Consider the following 16,750-nt stretch of genomic DNA (forward strand, 5'->3'; position numbering starts at 1 on the left):
CTCGCCGCGGGGTGGAGCAGCCTGGTAGCTCGTCGGGCTCATAACCCGAAGGTCGCAGGTTCAAATCCTGCCCCCGCAACTTGATAAGCCCGGGGTCGAAATGAAAGTTTCGACCCCGGGTGTTCAAGGTGATAACAGCAGTGCCGCGTCACGGTGACGCGGGGTGGAGCAGCCTGGTAGCTCGTCGGGCTCATAACCCGAAGGTCGCAGGTTCAAATCCTGCCCCCGCAACTTGAGAGAGGGCCCCGGTGGAAACGCCGGGGCCCTTTCGCTTTTTCAGCGTCTGGCTTTCCCGCCCGCATGCCCGGGCGGGCGCCATGCTTCGACGGGCCGCAGTGGGTGCTCCTCGAAGTGGCGGCGGGCCGTGCGGACGAACGCGCCCACGTTCGCGGAGGCGCTGCGGCGGCCAGGGTAGATGACGCTCACCGGGACGGGAGGCGGCGCGAACGCCCCCAGGAGCAGGACCAGCCGCCCCGCGAGCACGGCGTCCGCCACCTGGTATGAGAGCGTGCGCGCGATGCCAACCCCTTGCTCCGCCGCCGTGATGGCCGCGTCCGCGCTGTTGAGGATGAGCCGGGGCTGGACGCGCACCGGCTTCTCCCTTTCGCCGAACCGCCACTCGTTCGTCGCGTCGAGGTTCTCGAAGGCGATGAGCTCATGGCGGCTCAGCTCCGCGGGCGAGCGGGGTGTCTCGCGCTGCTTCACGTAGTGGGGGCTGGCCACCAGCACGCGCCGGACGGCGCCGACTTTAAGGGCGATGAGGCTGCTGTCCTTCAACTCCCCCAGGCGGACCGCCGCGTCGATGCCTTCGTCCACGAGCTGCTGGTTCCTGTCCGACAGGTGCAGGCGGACGGACAGGGCCGGATGTGCCGCGAGCAGCTTCTGGACCACGGGCAGGACGTGGAGCCGTCCGAAGACGATGGGGGCGGAGAGGTGCAGCTCGCCTCGCGGCTCGGCGTTCTCCCCCCGGACGCGGCGGTCGGCCTCGTCCAGGTCCTCCAGCAGCCGCTGGCAGCTCTCCAGGTAGACCTGCCCCCGTTCGGTGAGGCGCACGGAGCGCGTCGTGCGCGTGAGGAGCGCGAGCCCGAGCCGCTCCTCGAGCTGGGCGATGGCCCGGGTCGCCACCGAAGGAGAGATGCGCAGGTGGCGGGACGCGGCCGTGAAGCTTCCCTGCCTGGCGACGGCGACGAACGTCCGGAGCGTGAAGAGCTGGTCCATGATTCTTGCGAAGTTGGCAATGAAGTCTTGCCTGTCCGCCTGATTATTTCACCTGCCGCGGTGGCTATACGTGGTGCATCGGCAATTCCGCCGTGTCGCCAGGAAGAGCCATGGGCCGATTCGCCAGACTCGCCTTCACGCCCGCGGTGAAGGCGTTGCAGGAGCAGCATGGGAGCCGCGCGGCCTATGCGCGGATGGAGAGGGCAGGGGACGCGCCGGACGTGCTCACCCCCGACGAGGAAGAGTTCCTGGCCCGGCGTGACAGCTTCTACATGGCCAGCGTCGGCGCGAACGGCTGGCCCTACATCCAGCACCGGGGCGGTCCGCCGGGCTTCGTCCGGGTGCTGGATCCCCACACGCTGGGCTTCGCGGACTACCGGGGCAACAAGCAGTACATCTCCGCGGGCAACGTCAGCGAGAACGACCGGGTCGCGCTCATCTTCGTGGACTACCCGAACCGTGCGCGCCTGAAGGTCCTGGCGCACGCATCAGTCATCACCCGCGAGACGGACCCCGCGACGATGGAGCGCCTGGAGGTGCCCGGAGAAGGCACGAAGGCCGAGCGCGGCTTCGTGCTCCGGGTGGAGGGCTATGACTGGAATTGCCCCAAGCACATCACGCCCCGGTTCACCGAGGCGGAGCTGGACGAGCTGCTGCGGCCGGTGTCGACCGAGCTCCAGACGCTGCGCTCGGAGAACCGCTCCCTGCGCGAGGAGCTTGCTCGCTTGAAGCGTTCCCCCGTTTGACCCTGGACCTACGGTTGGGTAGGTTACGGTCTGGTAGGTATGGCCATGGAGGCACGAGCCATGAACAGCCAGTCGCCAGGCGTACGGACGAACGCGGAGGCCCTGCGGGGGGCCAGCCGCCTCGTGGTGCAGGGCACCCGGGGCGTGATGGGGCTCGTCGAGGAGGTGCACTGCACCATCGCCAGCGGGCCGTCCGTCCTGGGCAGGCCGCTGGAGCGCCCGGCGCGAGCCGTGACGAGCTTGATCTACTCGACCCTCCAGGAGGTCACGCGGCACGTCGGGGCAGGGCTCGATGCCGTGCTCGCGCGGCTCTCTCCGTGGCTGGGGGACAGTGCTCCGGGACCTCAGCGGGAGGCGGTGGTCTCCGCGCTGAACGGGGTGCTGGGGGACGCGCTGGAGGCGCAGGGCAACCCGCTCGCGATCCCGATGGCGTTCCGGGTCCACGGGCAGCCGTTGTGCCTGGAGCCCGAGGCCCTGCGCGCCGCCCTACCGGAGGCAGGGAGCCGGCTGCTCGTGCTGATTCATGGCTCCTCGATGAACGACCTTCAGTGGAGCCGGCGGGGGCATGACCATGGCGCGGCGCTGGCGCGCGACCTCGGCTACACGCCGGTCTACCTCCACTACAACAGCGGCCTGCACATCTCCCGGAACGGGCGTGCGCTCTCCGGGTTGCTGGAACAGCTCGTGGCCTGCTGGCCCGTGCCGCTCGAATCGCTGACGCTCCTGGGCCACAGCATGGGTGGACTGGTGGCGCGGAGCGCGTGCCTCGCGGCGGAGGCCGGGGGCCAGGGGTGGCGGTCCTTGTTGCGAGGGCTCGTCTGTCTTGGGTCGCCTCATCACGGTTCGCCGCTGGAGCGCGGTGGGAGCTGGGTGGACGTGCTGCTGGAGCTCAGTCCGTACAGCGCGCCGTTCGCGCGCCTGGGACGGATCCGCGGTGCCGGGGTCACCGACCTGCGCTTCGGCAACGTGCTCGACGCGCACTGGGAGGGGCGGGAGCGCTTCGGATGGGGTGGGGATGCGCGTCGCGGCCTCTCGCTGCCGGAGGGCGTGGCCTGCTACGCGGTCGCGGCCACCACCGCGAAGGCGTTGGCGGAGCGGCTGCCCGGTGACGGGCTGGTCCCGGTGGACAGCGCGCTCGGGCGCCATGCCCAGCCGGAGCTGACGCTGCGGTTCCCGGAAGCGAACCAGCGCATCATCCCGGGCGCGAACCACCTGGACCTGCTCGACCACCCGGAGGTCTACGCCGCGCTTCGAGCGTGGCTCGCCTGCTGATCGGCTCCGCTACAGCGGCTGGACGTGCTCCGCGATGCGCCCCGAGGCAAGCAGCTCGCGCAGTTCGTCCGCCATGCGGTCGCCCTCGGTCAGCACCTGCCTCCACGCGCGGATCCGGTCCGCGTCCTTCAGCTTCGTGAAGTCCGAGCGGTCCGGGATGCGTCCACCGGGCAGCCGTGCCAGGTGCGCGGGGGACGGCGTGATGATCAGCGCGCGGCGGAAGTTGAGCGGTCCCGCGCGCCGCCACTTGAGCGACTTGTCGAACCAGCCGGGCACCACGTACGGATAGAAGTGCGGATAGAGCACCAGCCCGTCGCCCGTGCCGTAGTCCACGTCCAGGTGGTAGTCGACGACGCCGCCGTCGCGGTACGTGCCAGGCGGAGCCCCAGGGATGTCGTGGACACCCGCGAGCACCATCGGGATGGAGCCCGACGCGATGAGCGCGGGGCGCAGGTTGTCGCGGGTGAGGGGACGGTGGACCGATGGCAGGTCCTTGAGCCCGGCGAAGGGGCTGGTGTCCCCGGCGGTGTGGAACACGACGCGCTCCATGTGGAGCGCGAGCGTCCGGCGGCTCACCGCGTTCGCCAGCGCGCCCAGCACGAAGCCCATGAGCTGCACGCTGGACTTCTCCACCGCGAGCAACCCCTTGCACCGGGTCGTCACCACGTGCAGCCGCGCCCACGGGTGCGTGAGGATCTCCTCCATGCCGTCCGGCCCCAGGAGTGACTCAAGGATCGTCGCGCTCCTCTCACTGACCAGCGAGGGCGGGGGCTTGGGAGGATAGCGCTGCTCCAGGTACGCGTCCGCGAAGCGCTTCAGCGCGGCCACCGGGTCCTTCTGCGCCAGACACGCCAGGCGCCAGCTCCCGATGGAGCTGCCGATGAGGTGCAGCGGCCGGGTGCGCGGCTGCTGGAGGAGCTCGCCGAACAGCACGCGGTCGATCCCCTCCAGCCCCAGCCACTTCGGGCCACCGGAAGCGCCCGGAAGGATGTCCACGTCCTCCGCGCGCAGCCCGCGCTCCCGGAGGATGCGCAGGGCGTCGGGGCCCGCAAGCAGGGTCAGGCTCTGGCTCATCGCGGGGGCGGACCCTAGCAGTCCGGCACGGACGGAGGCTCAGCGCTCGTCGTCCGGACGCTCCGAATCCAACGGATGGAGCGTCACCACCTGGTGGCCGTCCTCCGGTTCGGTGCGCGCCTCCTCCAGCTCCTCGGGTGTCCGGGGCGCCCGCTCGGAGAACTCGTCGTTCTCCAGGTGCCGCTGGCGCTGCTCACTGGTCTCGCCGTAGCCCTCCAGCTTCTTGCCCGCCATGGTCGTCCTCCCATCGAAACGTGAACCTCAAGCCTTGGGATGACACCCGATGGGCGCAAGCGGTGGTCTGCCCGGGCGGACGCACGCTCCAGGAGCGGGGCTCCAGCGGGCGCTCACTCCTCCAGCGTTCCCGCGGAAGGGGGCGCGCCGTCGCGCTCGCGCTGGGCCTCCAGGTAGGCGGAGAAGCCCGCCTTGGACTGGATGCGGAACACCGGCAGCCGGGGCAGCACGTCGTCCGCGAACGCGTACTGCTCGCAGACGAGGCTCGCGCGCAGGGCCCCCTCCGGTCCGCCGGTGAAGGCCTGGACCTCGTGCTGGAGGTTGCCCCGGAAGTGGACCAGCAGGCCCGGCCTGGGGCGCACCTCGCCCTGGAGCTGGTTGTCGCGCAGCAGCCGGAGCGCGCCTCCCCGCGCGCCTTCCGGAACCCGCAGGTACAGGACGCTCACGTGCTCCGGTGTCGCGTCCGGGACGCCGCTCGGCTCCTGCAACGTCGCGTCGATGTGCCGTCCCACCGGCGTGCCCGCGTCCAGCAGCAGCAGGTTCAGGTAGAACGCATTGGGACGCGGACGCGTGTCCTTGCCCCCGAACCAGCGCTGCGTCCAGGGCAGGAGCCCGCGCGCGCTGTCGTCATCCAGGATTCGGCGCAGGTAGACGGACAGGAACGGGAAGCGGGCCTCCAGCGTCGCGCGGCCCTCGCGCGTGAAGATGAACGCGAAGCCCCGGCTCGCGCGGAACGTCCCCATCAACGGACTGCGCGCGACGAAGCGGGAGCCGAGCAGGGCATCCCCCAGGGCCTCCAGCTCCGCGCGGGGCAGGGCGTCGCGGTGGGTCACGTACTCGGGCACGGACCGGACGCTAGCGCCTTCCCGGCGCGCGCGAGAGGAGAACCACCACCGCCCGCATCCCTCCCGGCCGAGCCCGGGGCTACAGGCTGGCCTGCTTCACGCCGCCCTTCGACCTGCCCAGCATGTGCAGCAGCGCCTTCTCCGAGCAGTGCATGCCTTCGCCCGCGCTCGCCGCCAGCTCGTCCACGGACTTGAAGTAGCGGTCCACCACCTGGCCCCGCTCGAACAGGACGAGCACGGACGGGTAGATGTACGACGCCTTCGCCACGGCGGGCGTGTTGCCCAGGTGCTCGGAGGCCTCGCGCACCGCGGCCACCATGCTCTTCTTGAGCACGGTCTTCTTCACCGGGCCTCCGTCGCCGTCCTCCACGCGCTCACGGGCCCTCGCCAGCGCGCAGGCGCAGATGAGCGTGCCCGCCCAGGTGCGGAAGTCCTTCGCGCTGAAGCCCGGGCCAATCACCTGCTGGATGTACTCGTTGATGTGCCGGCGCCGCACGTCCACCACCGCGCCGTCGTCGAGCACGAACTTGAAGACATCCCGCCCGGGCACCTTCAACAACTGCCGCACGAGCGTCGCCACGCGCCGGTCCTTCAGCTCACGGTGCTGCCGCACGCCGGACTTGCCCGGGTAGTCGAACACCACCGTGTCGCCTTGCACCTTCACGTGCCGCGCGCGCAGCGTGGCCAGCCCGAAGCTGCCGTGCTCCTCGGCGTAGCGCTCGCTGCCCGGACGGATGAAGCAGGTCCCCAGGATGCGCAGCATCCCCGCGAGCACCCGCTCCCGGCCCAGGCCCCGCCGGCGCAAGTCCTTGTTCACCTGGCGCCGCATCTTCGGCAGCGCCTGCGCGAAGCCCACGATGCGCTGGTACTTCGCGTCCCGCTGCTTCTGCGTGTGGGCCTCGCTGTAGCGGTACTGCCAGCGGCCCGCGCCGTCCCGGCCCACCGCCTGGAGCCGCGCGGAGGCCTTGGGCGAGATGGCCACGTCCGTCCAGGCGGGCGGCAGCCGCAGCGCGTCGATGCGCTCCCGCTCCGCTGCCGGCACCGCCCGGCCCCGCGCGTCCACGTAGCGGAAGCCTCGCTTCATCGTCCCCAGCCGGCGGTGACCGTCCTCCCGGAGGCGCTCCAACTGGGTCATTCCCCGGCGGCTCGCGGGCGGGACGCGCTCGGATTCTGGAACGGTGGCGTGGGAGGGCATCGACTCCTGTAGTGCGCAGCCCACGCCGGGGCGGCAATCCGGGTGCCCCCTGGCGGCCCGCACAGCAGGCGACCGGAAAAGCCCCGGGTGGCATTTTCGGATGGGGGTGCAGTCGTTTAGAGTTCGTTGCGACTCCCACCTCTCAATTTATTCCCGAGGCATGACGACCTTCCTCGACGCCCTCCTGGCGTTCCCGACCGCGATCTTCACCATCCTCCTCGGTGTGGTGCTGGCCTACTGGCTGTGCGTGATCATCGGCGCGGCGGGCATCGACATGCTGGATGGCGACGTGGACCTGGAGGGCGGCGCCAAGGCGGTGAGCGGCGCGTTCGAGGGCGGCGCCAAGGCGACCTCGGGGCTCCTGGAGGGGGGCGCGAAGGCCGTCGGAGGCCATGACGTCGGCCACGCGGGGCACTCGCACCTGCACGACGCGGAGGCCGCCACCGGCCTGCTCGCGATGCTGGGCTTCGGCGGCATCCCCGTCACCGTGTCGGTGAGCCTGGTGGTGTTCCTCTCCTGGTCGCTGTCGCTGCTCGGCGGACAGGCCACGCACGCGGCGCTGTCCATGCTGCCCTCGTGGCTCGTGAGCACGGGCCTGGGGCTCGTCTGCGCGACGGTGGGGACGGTGGTGGGCGGGCTCGCGGTGCGGCCCCTGCGCCCCATCTTCATCGCCAAGAAGGCCCCGGGCCGTGAGGCGCTGATGGGCCGCGTGTGCACCATCTCCAGCGGCAGCGTGACGGCCAGGGATGGCCACGCCACCTTCGACGATGGGGCCGCGGGCCTCATCCTCAACGTCTTCTGTGACAAGCCCAACCAGCTCAAGCGCGGCCAGCCGGCGTTGATCCTCGGCTACGACGCGGAGCGGGGCGTGTACGAGGTGGAGCCGGTGGACTGGCTCCTGCCCCAGGAAATGGAGCAGCTCCGGGATCCGCTGAAGGCCGCGGCCATCGCGCGAGCCCGCGCCCAGCGATGAACATTGGCGTCCTCCGGGCTCCTCCGGACGGGCGCGGCAATCGGCACCGGGTGGCTTTCGCGGGGGACCCCGAGTGCTTGGAACAAGGCCCGCCCAACGGACTTCACAGGATAGGCCATGGATCTGATCACCACTGCGGCAATCGCCGGCGTCGCAATCATCATCCTCTTCGGCATCTTCGTCAGCGTGGCCAAGTTCTACCGCCAGGTGGATCAGGGCAAGGTGCTCATCGTCAACACCATGAAGACCGAGCCCACGGTCACCTTCACCGGCGCCGTGGTGCTGCCCATCGTCCACCGCGCGGAGGTGATGGACATCTCGCTGAAGACGGTCGAAATCGACCGCCGCGGCAAGGAGGGCCTCATCTGCCAGGACAACATCCGGGCGGACATCAAGGTCACCTTCTTCGTGCGCGTGAACAAGACGCGTGAGGACGTGCTCAAGGTGGCCCAGTCCATCGGCTGCGCCCGCGCGTCGGATCAGGAGACGCTGGAGAACCTCTTCGAGGCCAAGTTCTCCGAGGCCCTCAAGACGGTGGGCAAGTCCTTCGACTTCGAGCAGCTCTACACCAAGCGCGACGAGATCAAGGACAAGGTGGTGGAGACGATCGGCCGCGACCTCAACGGCTACATGCTGGAGGACTGCGCCATCGACTTCCTCGAGCAGACCCCGGTGGAGATGCTCGACAAGGACAACATCCTGGACGCGCAGGGCATCCGGAAGATCACCCAGCTCACCACCGAGCAGAACGTCTTCACCAACGAGCTGCGGCAGACGGAGCGCCTGGCGGTGACCAAGCGCAACGTGGAAGCCGACGAGGCCATCTTCTCCCTCGAGCGTCAGCGCGAGGAGGCCGCCGCCAAGCAGCGCCGGGAGATCGACAGCATCCAGGCGCGCGAGACGGCCGAGGCCGACCGCGTGAAGAGCGAGGAGTTCGCCAAGGCGCAGTTGGCGCGCATCAAGGCGGAGGAAGAGATCGCCATCAACGAGGAGAACAAGCAGCGCCAGGTGCAGGTGGCCCAGAAGAACCGCGAGCGCGTGGTGGGCGTGGAGTCCGAGCGCGTGGAGAAGGACCGCGCCCTGGAGGCCATCAACCGCGAGCGTGAGACGGAGCTGCAGCGCATCGCGAAGGAGAAGGCGCTGGAGTCGGAGAAGAAGGCCATCGCCGACGTGGTCCGCGCCCGCATCGCGGTGGAGAAGACCGTCGCCCAGGAAGAGGAGAACATCAAGGACCTGCGCGTGACGTCGGACGCCAAGCGCACCAAGGAGGCGATCATCATCACCGCCCAGGCGCACGCGGAGGAGGCGTCCGTGAAGGACGTCACCGCCGCGGACGCGAGCGCGAAGATCGCCGTGTTCATGGCCAAGGAGAAGCTCACCCTGGCGGAGGCCGACCTGGAGGCCGCGGACAAGCAGGCCAAGGCGAAGATGCGGCTGGCGGAGGGCATCCAGGCCGAGTCCGCCGCGGCGGGCCTCGCCACCGTGCGCGTGCGTGAGGCGGACGCGGTCGCCACGGAGAAGCTGGGCATGGCGCAGGTGCGCGTGAAGGAGGCCGAGGCCTCCGTCATCGAGAAGCAGGGCCAGGCGCAGGCCGCCGCGGTGCGCGAGAAGCTGCTCGCGGAGGCCGCGGGCGCGGAGCAGAAGGGCCTGGCGAACGCCCGCGTGCAGGAGGCCGAGGCCACCGCCATCCACAAGCGCGGCGAGGCGGAGGCGTTCGCCACGCGCGAGAAGCAGTTGGCCGAGGCCGCCGCCATCCAGGAGAAGCTGATGGCCGAGGCCCGGGGCCTGTCGGAGAAGGCCGCCGCGATGAAGGCCCTGGACGGCGTGGGCCGCGAGCACGAGGAGTACCGCCTGCGCCTCCAGAAGGAGCGCGACGTGGAGCTGGCCGCCATCAACGTCCGCAAGGAGATCGCCCAGGCCCAGGCCACCGTCCTGGCCCAGGCGTTCAGCAACGCGAAGTTCCAGATTGTCGGCGGCGACGGGAAGTTCTTCGAGAACTTCATCAAGGCCGTGTCCGTCGGCAGCTCGGTGGACGGCGCGCTGGAGCACAGCGAGTCGCTGAAGAAGGCGCTCGGCGGCTACCTCAACGGTGAGAAGGACCTGCCGGCGGACCTGAAGGAGATCCTCTCCAAGCCGGGCCTCAGCAACGACGCGCAGAACCTGGCCGTCGCGGCGCTGCTCAACCGGATGTCGGTGAGCCCCACGGAGACCACCGCCGCCGGCATCAAGGCGCTGGTGCAGTCGGAAGCCGCGGCCCTCGCGCAGAAGCAGCAGGGCTGAAGCGTCCCGCCAATCGCAACTCCTTTCCGGTGAACATCCATGGCAACTGACAGCACCAAGACCCCGGGCGCCCAGGCGCCCGGGGGCGAGGCGACGCTGGAGGGCGGCAGCTACGAGGTCATCCGCGCGCGCCTCCTCTCCCAGGCGGACGCGCTGGCGACCCAGGCGAACGACCTCAACGCCCGGCGCAAGGCGCTGTTCGGCGGCACGGAGCTCACCGTCATCGGCAATGAGCGGGTGCGCACGGAGAACAACTGCGTCCCCCGCGACATCGTCAGCGTCGGGAAGTACCTCCTCTTCGGCTACAACGTCTTCATCGGCCTGAAGAAGGAGACGACCGTCTCGGACGTCTTCTCGCTGCACCGCTTCGAGAAGACGGCCGAGGGCTTCGACCTCTCCGCCGTGCCTCCCACGGAGGCCGGCGGCTTCCTCGCGGACCCCCGGTTCGTGAAGGACTTCAGCGAGCTGTACAAGTACTACAAGGACACGAAGCTCTTGCAGTTGCGTCGCCGGGACTCGCGCCTGCTCGCGGTGTTCCAGACGGGCCAGTCCGCGCGCGACCTGAAGGTCTTCCGCTTCAACGTGGACGTGGAGGGCCGCGCCACCTACGTGGACAACCAGGGCGAGCGCGACCACGTCTACCCGCCGTCACACGACTTCGAGTGGACGGTGGCCACGCGCGAGCAGTACGTGCTGGGCCAGCACCCGCACGTCAACGTGCTGGATCAGGTCTTCGTGGAGACGGTGAAGGGCGACCTCACCGTGAAGGTGGAGGACAACACCACCACCGGCCTGGGCATCTACAGCGAGCCGGTGGAGGACCCGGACCAGTCGCTGGACGACGCGGAGTTCGCCTGGACGCAGGTGGGCGGGCTCATCCTCCTGCGCATCCTGCCGTTCCGGGAGAAGGCGCACCGCTACCTCGTCTTCAACGCGCGCACCCAGCACGTGGTGCGCATCGACGCCATCGGCCAGTCCTGCGTGCGGCTGCCGGAGGACCAGGGCATCGTCTTCCCGGGCGGCTACTACCTCCAGACGGGCGACTACAAGGTCTTCGACGGCGCGTCGGAGGGGATGGAGTTCCACCAGGCGGTGCGCTCGCCCAACGGGGAGGACGTGCTCTACGTCTTCCACCGCCGGGACGACGGCGCCTACGTGCTCTTCCCGTACAACCTGGTGCGCAAGGAGGTGCAGACGCCGCTGCAGGCCAACGGCATGAGCCTCTTCGCGGACGGCGGGCTGGTGGTGTTCCGCGCCTCGTCGCAGGAGCCCACGCGCGTGCACCCCATGCAGGTGTGGCAGACGCCGTTCGTCTCCGACGAGCACGCGGCGAAGCTGCCCCCCGCGCCGGGCTACCTGGGCAAGGTGGGCAACGCGGAGCTGGTGCGCGGCATCAGCGACGCGCTGACGCTGCCGCGCGTGGCGAAGACGGACAGGCCCACGCGCCGCACCTACGAGGACCTGGTCTCCGCGGCCACGCGCGCCCTGGACGCGTACTACTGGCTCTCCCACGCGGAGGTGGGGCTCCAGGAGCCCATCGAGCTGCTGCGCCGCACCTCCGAGCTCATCATCGATGAGTTCGAGAAGGTCCTCGCGATGCGCAAGCGCGCGGAGGAGTCGCTCGCGCAGGCCCTCCAGACGCAGGAGACGCTCCTGCTCAACGCGCAGCCGGAGGGGCTCACGGACGCCGAAGGCTTCATGCGCGCCCTGGCGGACCTGCGCCGGCACCGGGGGCACCTGATCACGCTGAAGGACGTCCGCTACATGGACCTGGGGCGCGTGGACGCCCTGGAGCAGGCGGTGGTGGCCGCGTCCGACGCGGTGAGCACCGCGTGCGTGGACTTCCTCCAGAAGGGGGAGGCGCTCCAGCCCCTGGCCTCGCGGCTGGAGGGGCTCCTGGAGCGGCTGGAGCCGCTGGCGACGACGGCGGAGCTGGCCCCGCTGGCCGAGGACCTGGAGCGCACCGGCCAGGGCCTGGAGGTGCTGGGCGAGGTGGTGGGCGGGCTCCAGGTGGGCGACCCGCTGGCCCGGGCCCGGATCCTCGAAGGCATCTCCGAGCTGTTCAGCCGCCTGAACCGCGTTCGCGCGGGGCTCCAGGCGAAGCGCAAGGAGCTGTCCGGCAGGGAGAAGCGCGCGGAGTTCGGCGCGCAGTTCAAGCTCCTGGGGCAGAGCATCGAGAACGCGCTGTCGCAGGCGGACTCGCCGGAGAAGTGCGACGAGGCGCTCTCCAAGCTCACCGTGCTGCTGGAGGAGCTGGAGGGCCGCTTCGGCGAGTTCGACGAGTTCCTGGGGCAGAACACCCAGAAGCGCGAGGAGCTGCTGGAGGCCTTCGGCGCGCGCAAGCAGGCGCTGGTGGACGAGCGCCAACGCCGGGCCTCGGGCCTCTTCAGCGCGGCGGAGCGCATCCTCCAGGGCGTGCAGCGCCGGGCGAAGTCGTTCAAGGCGGACGATGAGCTCAACGCCTACTTCGCGTCCGACGCGATGATCCTCAAGCTGCGGCAACTGTCCGAACAGTTGCTGGCGCTCCAGGACAGCGTGCGCGCGGATGAGGTCCTGTCGCGGGTGAAGTCCGCGAAGCAGGACGCCCTGCGCGCCCTGCGCGACAAGCAGGACCTGTTCGAGGGCGGCGAGGGCCTCATCAAGCTGGGGCAGTACCGCTTCCACGTGAACACGCAGCCGCTGGAGCTGACGCTCGTTCCTCGCGACGGCGCGCTGTACCTCCAGCTCACCGGCTCCGACTACACGCAGAAGGTGGAGGACCCGGAGCTGCTGAAGTACCGCGAGCTCTGGGAGCAGCACCTGGTCTCCGAGACGCGCGACGTGTACCGCGCGGAGTACCTGGCCGCGGGCCTGCTGATGGACGCGGAGGAGGGGAAGGGCGGCCTCACGCTCGCGGCGCTGTACGAGGCCGGCGCGCAGGGGCAGTTGATGGAGCGCGTGCGCGCGTACGCGGCGGACCGCTTCGACGAGGGCTACGAGCGCGGCGTGCACGACGCGGACGCGACGGTGCTCCTGGAGAAGCTGCTCGCGCTGCACCAGGGCGCGGGCCTGCTGCGCTTCGCCCCGGGGCCTCGCGCCTGGGCCGCGCTGTACTGGGCTTTTGATCCGGACGACGCGCTCCGGGGCGTGTTCCACCGGCGGGCGCGCAGCCTCGCGCGGCTGCGGCAGGCGTTCGACACCGGCTCGGACCTGGTGGCGCTGGGGGATGAGCTGGGCGAGCGCGTGCTCGCGTTCCTCCAGGGCCACGGGCTCGCGGCCTCGCCCGCGGAGGGCCGGCAGGCGGGCCGCTACCTGGTGGAGGAGCTGGCGGTGGACCGCCCGCGCTTCACCACCAGCCGCGAGGCCCTGGCGCTGAAGGACGCCTTCCTCGCGCACCTGGACCGCCACGGTTCGCGCACCGCGTTCGACGACGACCTGCGCGGCCTGGAGAAGAACCTGCCGGAGCGCCTGCGCATCGCCCGCGCCTGGGTGGACGCGTTCCTCGCGAAGCGCGAGGGCGGCCCGGGCGAGGCGGCCCACGTCGCGCTGGAGACGGCGGTGGTGCTGCTCACCGAGCGCAAGCTGGACCGCGAGACGGCGGGCGCCCTCACGGCCACGGAGGCCACGGGCCTGCTGGGCAGCCACCCGCGCATCCAGGACCGCAAGCTGTCCCTGCGCCTGGACGAGTTCCTGTCGCGGCTGGGCGAGTTCCGCCAGGTGCGCGTGCCCGCGTACGTGGCCTACCGCGCGTACCTGCGCGACCTGCTGGACCGCGAGCGGCGCAAGCTGCGGCTGGAGGAGCTGACGCCCAAGGTGCTCACGAGCTTCGTGCGCAACCGGCTCATCGACGAGGTGTACCTGCCGCTCATCGGCGCGAACCTGGCCAAGCAGTTGGGCGCGGCGGGCGAGGGCAAGCGCACGGACCGCATGGGCATGCTGCTGCTCATGTCGCCGCCGGGCTACGGCAAGACGACGCTGATGGAGTACGTGGCCAGCCGCCTGGGCCTCACCTTCGTGAAGGTGAACGGGCCGGCGCTGGGCCACTCCGTGAAGTCGCTGGATCCCGCGGAGGCGCCCAACGCCACCGCGCGGCAGGAGGTGGAGCGCATCAACCTGTCCTTCGAGATGGGCAACAACGTGATGCTCTACCTCGACGACATCCAGCACACGGACCCGGAGCTGCTCCAGAAGTTCATCTCCCTGTGCGACGGCCAGCGCCGCGTGGAGGGTGTCTGGAATGGCCAGACGCGCACGTATGACCTGCGCGGCAAGAAGTTCTGCGTGGTGATGGCGGGCAACCCCTACACGGAGACGGGCGAGCGCTTCCGCATCCCGGACATGCTCGCCAACCGCGCGGACACCTACAACCTGGGTGACATCCTGGACGGCAAGGAGGAGCTGTTCGCGCTCAGCTACCTGGAGAACGCGCTCACCTCCAACCCGGTGCTCGCGCCGCTGGCCACGCGCGACCCGCAGGACGTGCACCGCCTCATCCGCATGGCCCGGGGCGAGGAGGTCCCCTCCGGCGAGCTGAAGCACGGCTACGCGGCGGCGGAGCTCCAGGAGATCATCGCCGTCTTCCAGCGGCTGTTCCGCGTGCAGCAGGTGCTGCTCAAGGTGAACCTCCAGTACATCGCGTCCGCCGCGCAGGACGAGCGCTTCCGCACGGAGCCGCCGTTCAAGCTGCAGGGCAGCTACCGCAACATGGGCAAGCTGGCGGAGAAGGTCGTCTCCGCGATGACGGACGACGAACTGGAGCGCCGCATCGACGACCACTACCAGGGCGAATCCCAGACGCTCACCACCGCGGCGGAGCAGAACCTGCTCAAGCTGGCGGAGATGCGCGGGCGCCTGACGCCGGAGAAGGCGAAGCGCTGGGAGGAGATCAAGCAGGGCTTCGCCCGCGTGAAGCGCATGGGGGGCAAGGAGGACGACCCCGTGGCGCGCGTCACCGGACAGCTAGGCGCCATCGAGGAGCAACTGGGCTCCGTGCGCGACGCGGTGGTGCAGGCCGCCGCGCAGGCGAACGCCCCGAGCGAGGACACGCCCGTGGCCCCGCACCTGGAGGCCCTGCGCGAGGCCGTGCTGGAGGTGGCCCGCGTCAGCCGCGAGGCCGCCCAGAAGCCTCCCGCCCCGGTGCAGGTGTCCCTCCCGGCCGCGCCCCAGGCCCAGGCGCCCGCCACGGACCTGGCCCCGTACCTCAAGCACCTGGCGCAACTGCTCAAGGCCCTCACGGAGCGCGTGGCCGCGCAGGCGGAGGAGGCCCCCACGCTGCGCAACGCGCCCATGCCCCAGGCGCCCGCGCCGGACTTCGGCCCGTACATGGCGCAGCTCTCCAAGGCCATCACGGCCCTGGCGGACCGGCCCGTGTCGGTGTCCCTGCCCACCCCGGTGGAGTCGCTCCAGCGCGCCGCGAACGGTCCGTCCCCGGCGGAGCTCAGCCGGCAGATCGAGCTGGTGGAGGGCGCGCTGCTGCCCCTGGAGCGCGCCGCCCGCCGCAACGTGCAGGGCGAAGGGGAGGGCATCAAGGCGCTCCAGGTCTGGCAGGGGGTCACGGAAGCCCTGGAGCTGCTGCGCGGCATGCTGCGGCGCTGATTCGATTTGCATGTCTGGCGTTTGCCTTTAAAGGGGTTGGCGCGGTTCCAACCCCTGGAGGTCAATGCCATGCAATTCTTCAAGTCGGCTGTTTCCCTGGGTGCGCTCGCCGTCGTCATGGCGTGTGGTGGAGCGGAAGAAGCGGGGGCGCTCGCCACCCAGAAGGCCGCGCTGGTGACCGGGACGTCCCAGGGCTGCACCTTCACGGTGTCGTTCGTGCAGCGCGTCCCGGTTCCCCCCATCTTCGACATCAAGCTCACGCGCGAGGCGAGCGCGACCTGCCCCTGGAGCGCGAGCACCGTGACGGTCGGGTACTCCAACGCCAATCCGCCCTCCATGGTGTCGCTGGCGGCCAACGACCTGGGCGTGGCCGTGGGCTACACGTACCGGACGGGCGGCCCGTCGCCCATGGCGGTGGCCATCAAGCACGTGGCGCCGGACTCGCTGGCCATCGTCCGCTCCGCGGGCCTGATGCCCGTCGCGCTGGGGACGTACATCTGGTCCGCGGACCTGGGCATTGGACCGGATGGCACGACGCTGATCGCCACCGGCACCAAGAACGTCCCCATCTCCGGAGAGACGGGCTCCGGGGACCGCTACGTGGCCGTCTTCCCTGACTTCTTCACCAGCACCCTGGCTCCCACCATCGTCGCTTATTGAAAACAATCTGTTTCCAATGTCTGACGTCTGCCTTTATAGGGAGCGCCGCGGTTCCACCCCAACCCTGGAGTGCAATGCCATGCTGGACGTCAAGTCTGTTGTTTCCCTTTGCGCGGTCGTGGGCCTCACGGCCTGTGGCGCTGGCGTGGAGGGGGAGGAGGGCCTCGCCACCCAGGAGTCCGCGCTGGTGACGGGCACCTCCCAGGGCTGCACGTTCACGGTGTCGTCCGCGGCGCAGCCGGGCACGCTGCCTCCCATCTACGACGTCATCGTCACGCGCGCGGCGGACGCCACCTGCGCGTATGGCGCGGGCAGCGTCGTGGTGGGCACGTCCACCGGCACGGCGCCCTCGCTGTCGCTGGCGGCCAACGACCTGGGCGTGGCCGTGAGCTACACGTACAAGACCAGCGTCAGCGGCAGCGCGCCCCAGTCCCTGGGCATCCGGCACGTGGCGCCGGACACGCTGGGCATCGTCCGGTACGCGGGCCTGTCCGTGTACCTGGGCCGGGGCTCCATCTACTCGGGCAGCCTGTCCATCGCCTCCGACGGCACCACGCTGACCGTCTACGGCACGAAGAACGGCACCATCTACGGCCAGACGGGCACGGGCAACACGTACCTGGCCAGCTACCCGGACTTCTTCACCAGCACCACGGCCCCGTCCATCATGACGTTCTGA

Annotated in this window: 12 protein-coding genes and 2 tRNA genes; 9 read left to right on the plus strand and 5 right to left on the minus strand. The window is 70.3% G+C overall.

The window, feature by feature from the left end:
- Positions 1-5 precede the first annotated feature (5 nt).
- Positions 6-79: transfer RNA gene (locus K8556_RS01110), tRNA-Met, on the plus strand.
- 78 nt (positions 80-157) lie between these two features.
- Positions 158-231 (plus strand) — tRNA-Met (locus K8556_RS01115).
- A gap of 45 nt (positions 232-276) precedes the next feature.
- Here the strand turns inward: K8556_RS01115 and K8556_RS01120 are convergent.
- Positions 277-1,218 carry a LysR family transcriptional regulator gene (locus K8556_RS01120; protein WP_223738166.1) on the minus strand — a complete coding sequence of 314 codons (942 nt, stop codon included), beginning with the start codon at positions 1,216-1,218 and terminating at the stop codon, positions 277-279.
- Between the two features lie 110 nt (positions 1,219-1,328).
- Between K8556_RS01120 and K8556_RS01125 the strand changes: the two genes are divergently transcribed.
- Together K8556_RS01125 and K8556_RS01130 are read left to right on the plus strand one after the other, a co-directional pair.
- Positions 1,329-1,964 (plus strand): pyridoxamine 5'-phosphate oxidase family protein, encoded by a 636-nt coding sequence (locus tag K8556_RS01125; protein ID WP_223738167.1) that lies wholly within the window; start codon positions 1,329-1,331, stop codon positions 1,962-1,964.
- A gap of 60 nt (positions 1,965-2,024) precedes the next feature.
- Positions 2,025-3,236: an alpha/beta hydrolase gene (locus tag K8556_RS01130; RefSeq protein WP_223738168.1), complete on the plus strand. Its 1,212-nt coding sequence runs from the start codon at positions 2,025-2,027 to the stop codon at positions 3,234-3,236.
- 9 nt (positions 3,237-3,245) lie between these two features.
- On the opposite strand, the gene K8556_RS01135 is transcribed toward K8556_RS01130, so the two are convergent.
- The 4 genes from K8556_RS01135 to K8556_RS01150 form a co-directional block, all read right to left on the minus strand.
- Positions 3,246-4,310 (minus strand): patatin-like phospholipase family protein, encoded by a 1,065-nt coding sequence (locus K8556_RS01135; protein WP_223738169.1) that lies wholly within the window; start codon positions 4,308-4,310, stop codon positions 3,246-3,248.
- Positions 4,311-4,349: 39 nt separating this feature from the next.
- Positions 4,350-4,544 carry a hypothetical protein gene (locus K8556_RS01140; RefSeq protein WP_223738170.1) on the minus strand — a complete coding sequence of 65 codons (195 nt, stop codon included), beginning with the start codon at positions 4,542-4,544 and terminating at the stop codon, positions 4,350-4,352.
- A gap of 113 nt (positions 4,545-4,657) precedes the next feature.
- Positions 4,658-5,389: a 2OG-Fe(II) oxygenase gene (locus tag K8556_RS01145; protein ID WP_223738171.1), complete on the minus strand. Its 732-nt coding sequence runs from the start codon at positions 5,387-5,389 to the stop codon at positions 4,658-4,660.
- Positions 5,390-5,468: 79 nt separating this feature from the next.
- Positions 5,469-6,584 (minus strand): DNA topoisomerase IB, encoded by a 1,116-nt coding sequence (locus K8556_RS01150; RefSeq protein WP_223738172.1) that lies wholly within the window; start codon positions 6,582-6,584, stop codon positions 5,469-5,471.
- A gap of 160 nt (positions 6,585-6,744) precedes the next feature.
- On the opposite strand from K8556_RS01150, the gene K8556_RS01155 reads away from it, so the two are divergent.
- The 5 genes from K8556_RS01155 (at position 6,745) to K8556_RS01175 (ending at position 16,750) form a co-directional block, all read left to right on the plus strand.
- Complete coding sequence (locus K8556_RS01155; RefSeq protein ID WP_223738173.1) at positions 6,745-7,557, plus strand: hypothetical protein; 813 nt, start codon at positions 6,745-6,747, stop codon at positions 7,555-7,557.
- A gap of 117 nt (positions 7,558-7,674) precedes the next feature.
- Positions 7,675-9,837 (plus strand): hypothetical protein, encoded by a 2,163-nt coding sequence (locus tag K8556_RS01160; RefSeq protein ID WP_223738174.1) that lies wholly within the window; start codon positions 7,675-7,677, stop codon positions 9,835-9,837.
- A 39-nt stretch (positions 9,838-9,876) separates the two neighbouring features.
- Entirely contained in the window at positions 9,877-15,411 is a 5,535-nt protein-coding gene (locus tag K8556_RS01165) for a DNA repair ATPase (protein ID WP_223738175.1), read from the plus strand.
- A 69-nt stretch (positions 15,412-15,480) separates the two neighbouring features.
- Entirely contained in the window at positions 15,481-16,071 is a 591-nt protein-coding gene (locus K8556_RS01170) for a hypothetical protein (RefSeq protein ID WP_223738176.1), read from the plus strand.
- Positions 16,072-16,150: 79 nt separating this feature from the next.
- A complete protein-coding gene (locus tag K8556_RS01175) occupies positions 16,151-16,750 on the plus strand; it encodes a hypothetical protein (RefSeq protein WP_223738177.1) in 600 nt (199 codons plus the stop codon).

Origin of the sequence: Corallococcus sp. AS-1-12 (assembly GCF_020036995.1) — a bacterium.
Lineage (GTDB): Bacteria > Myxococcota > Myxococcia > Myxococcales > Myxococcaceae > Corallococcus.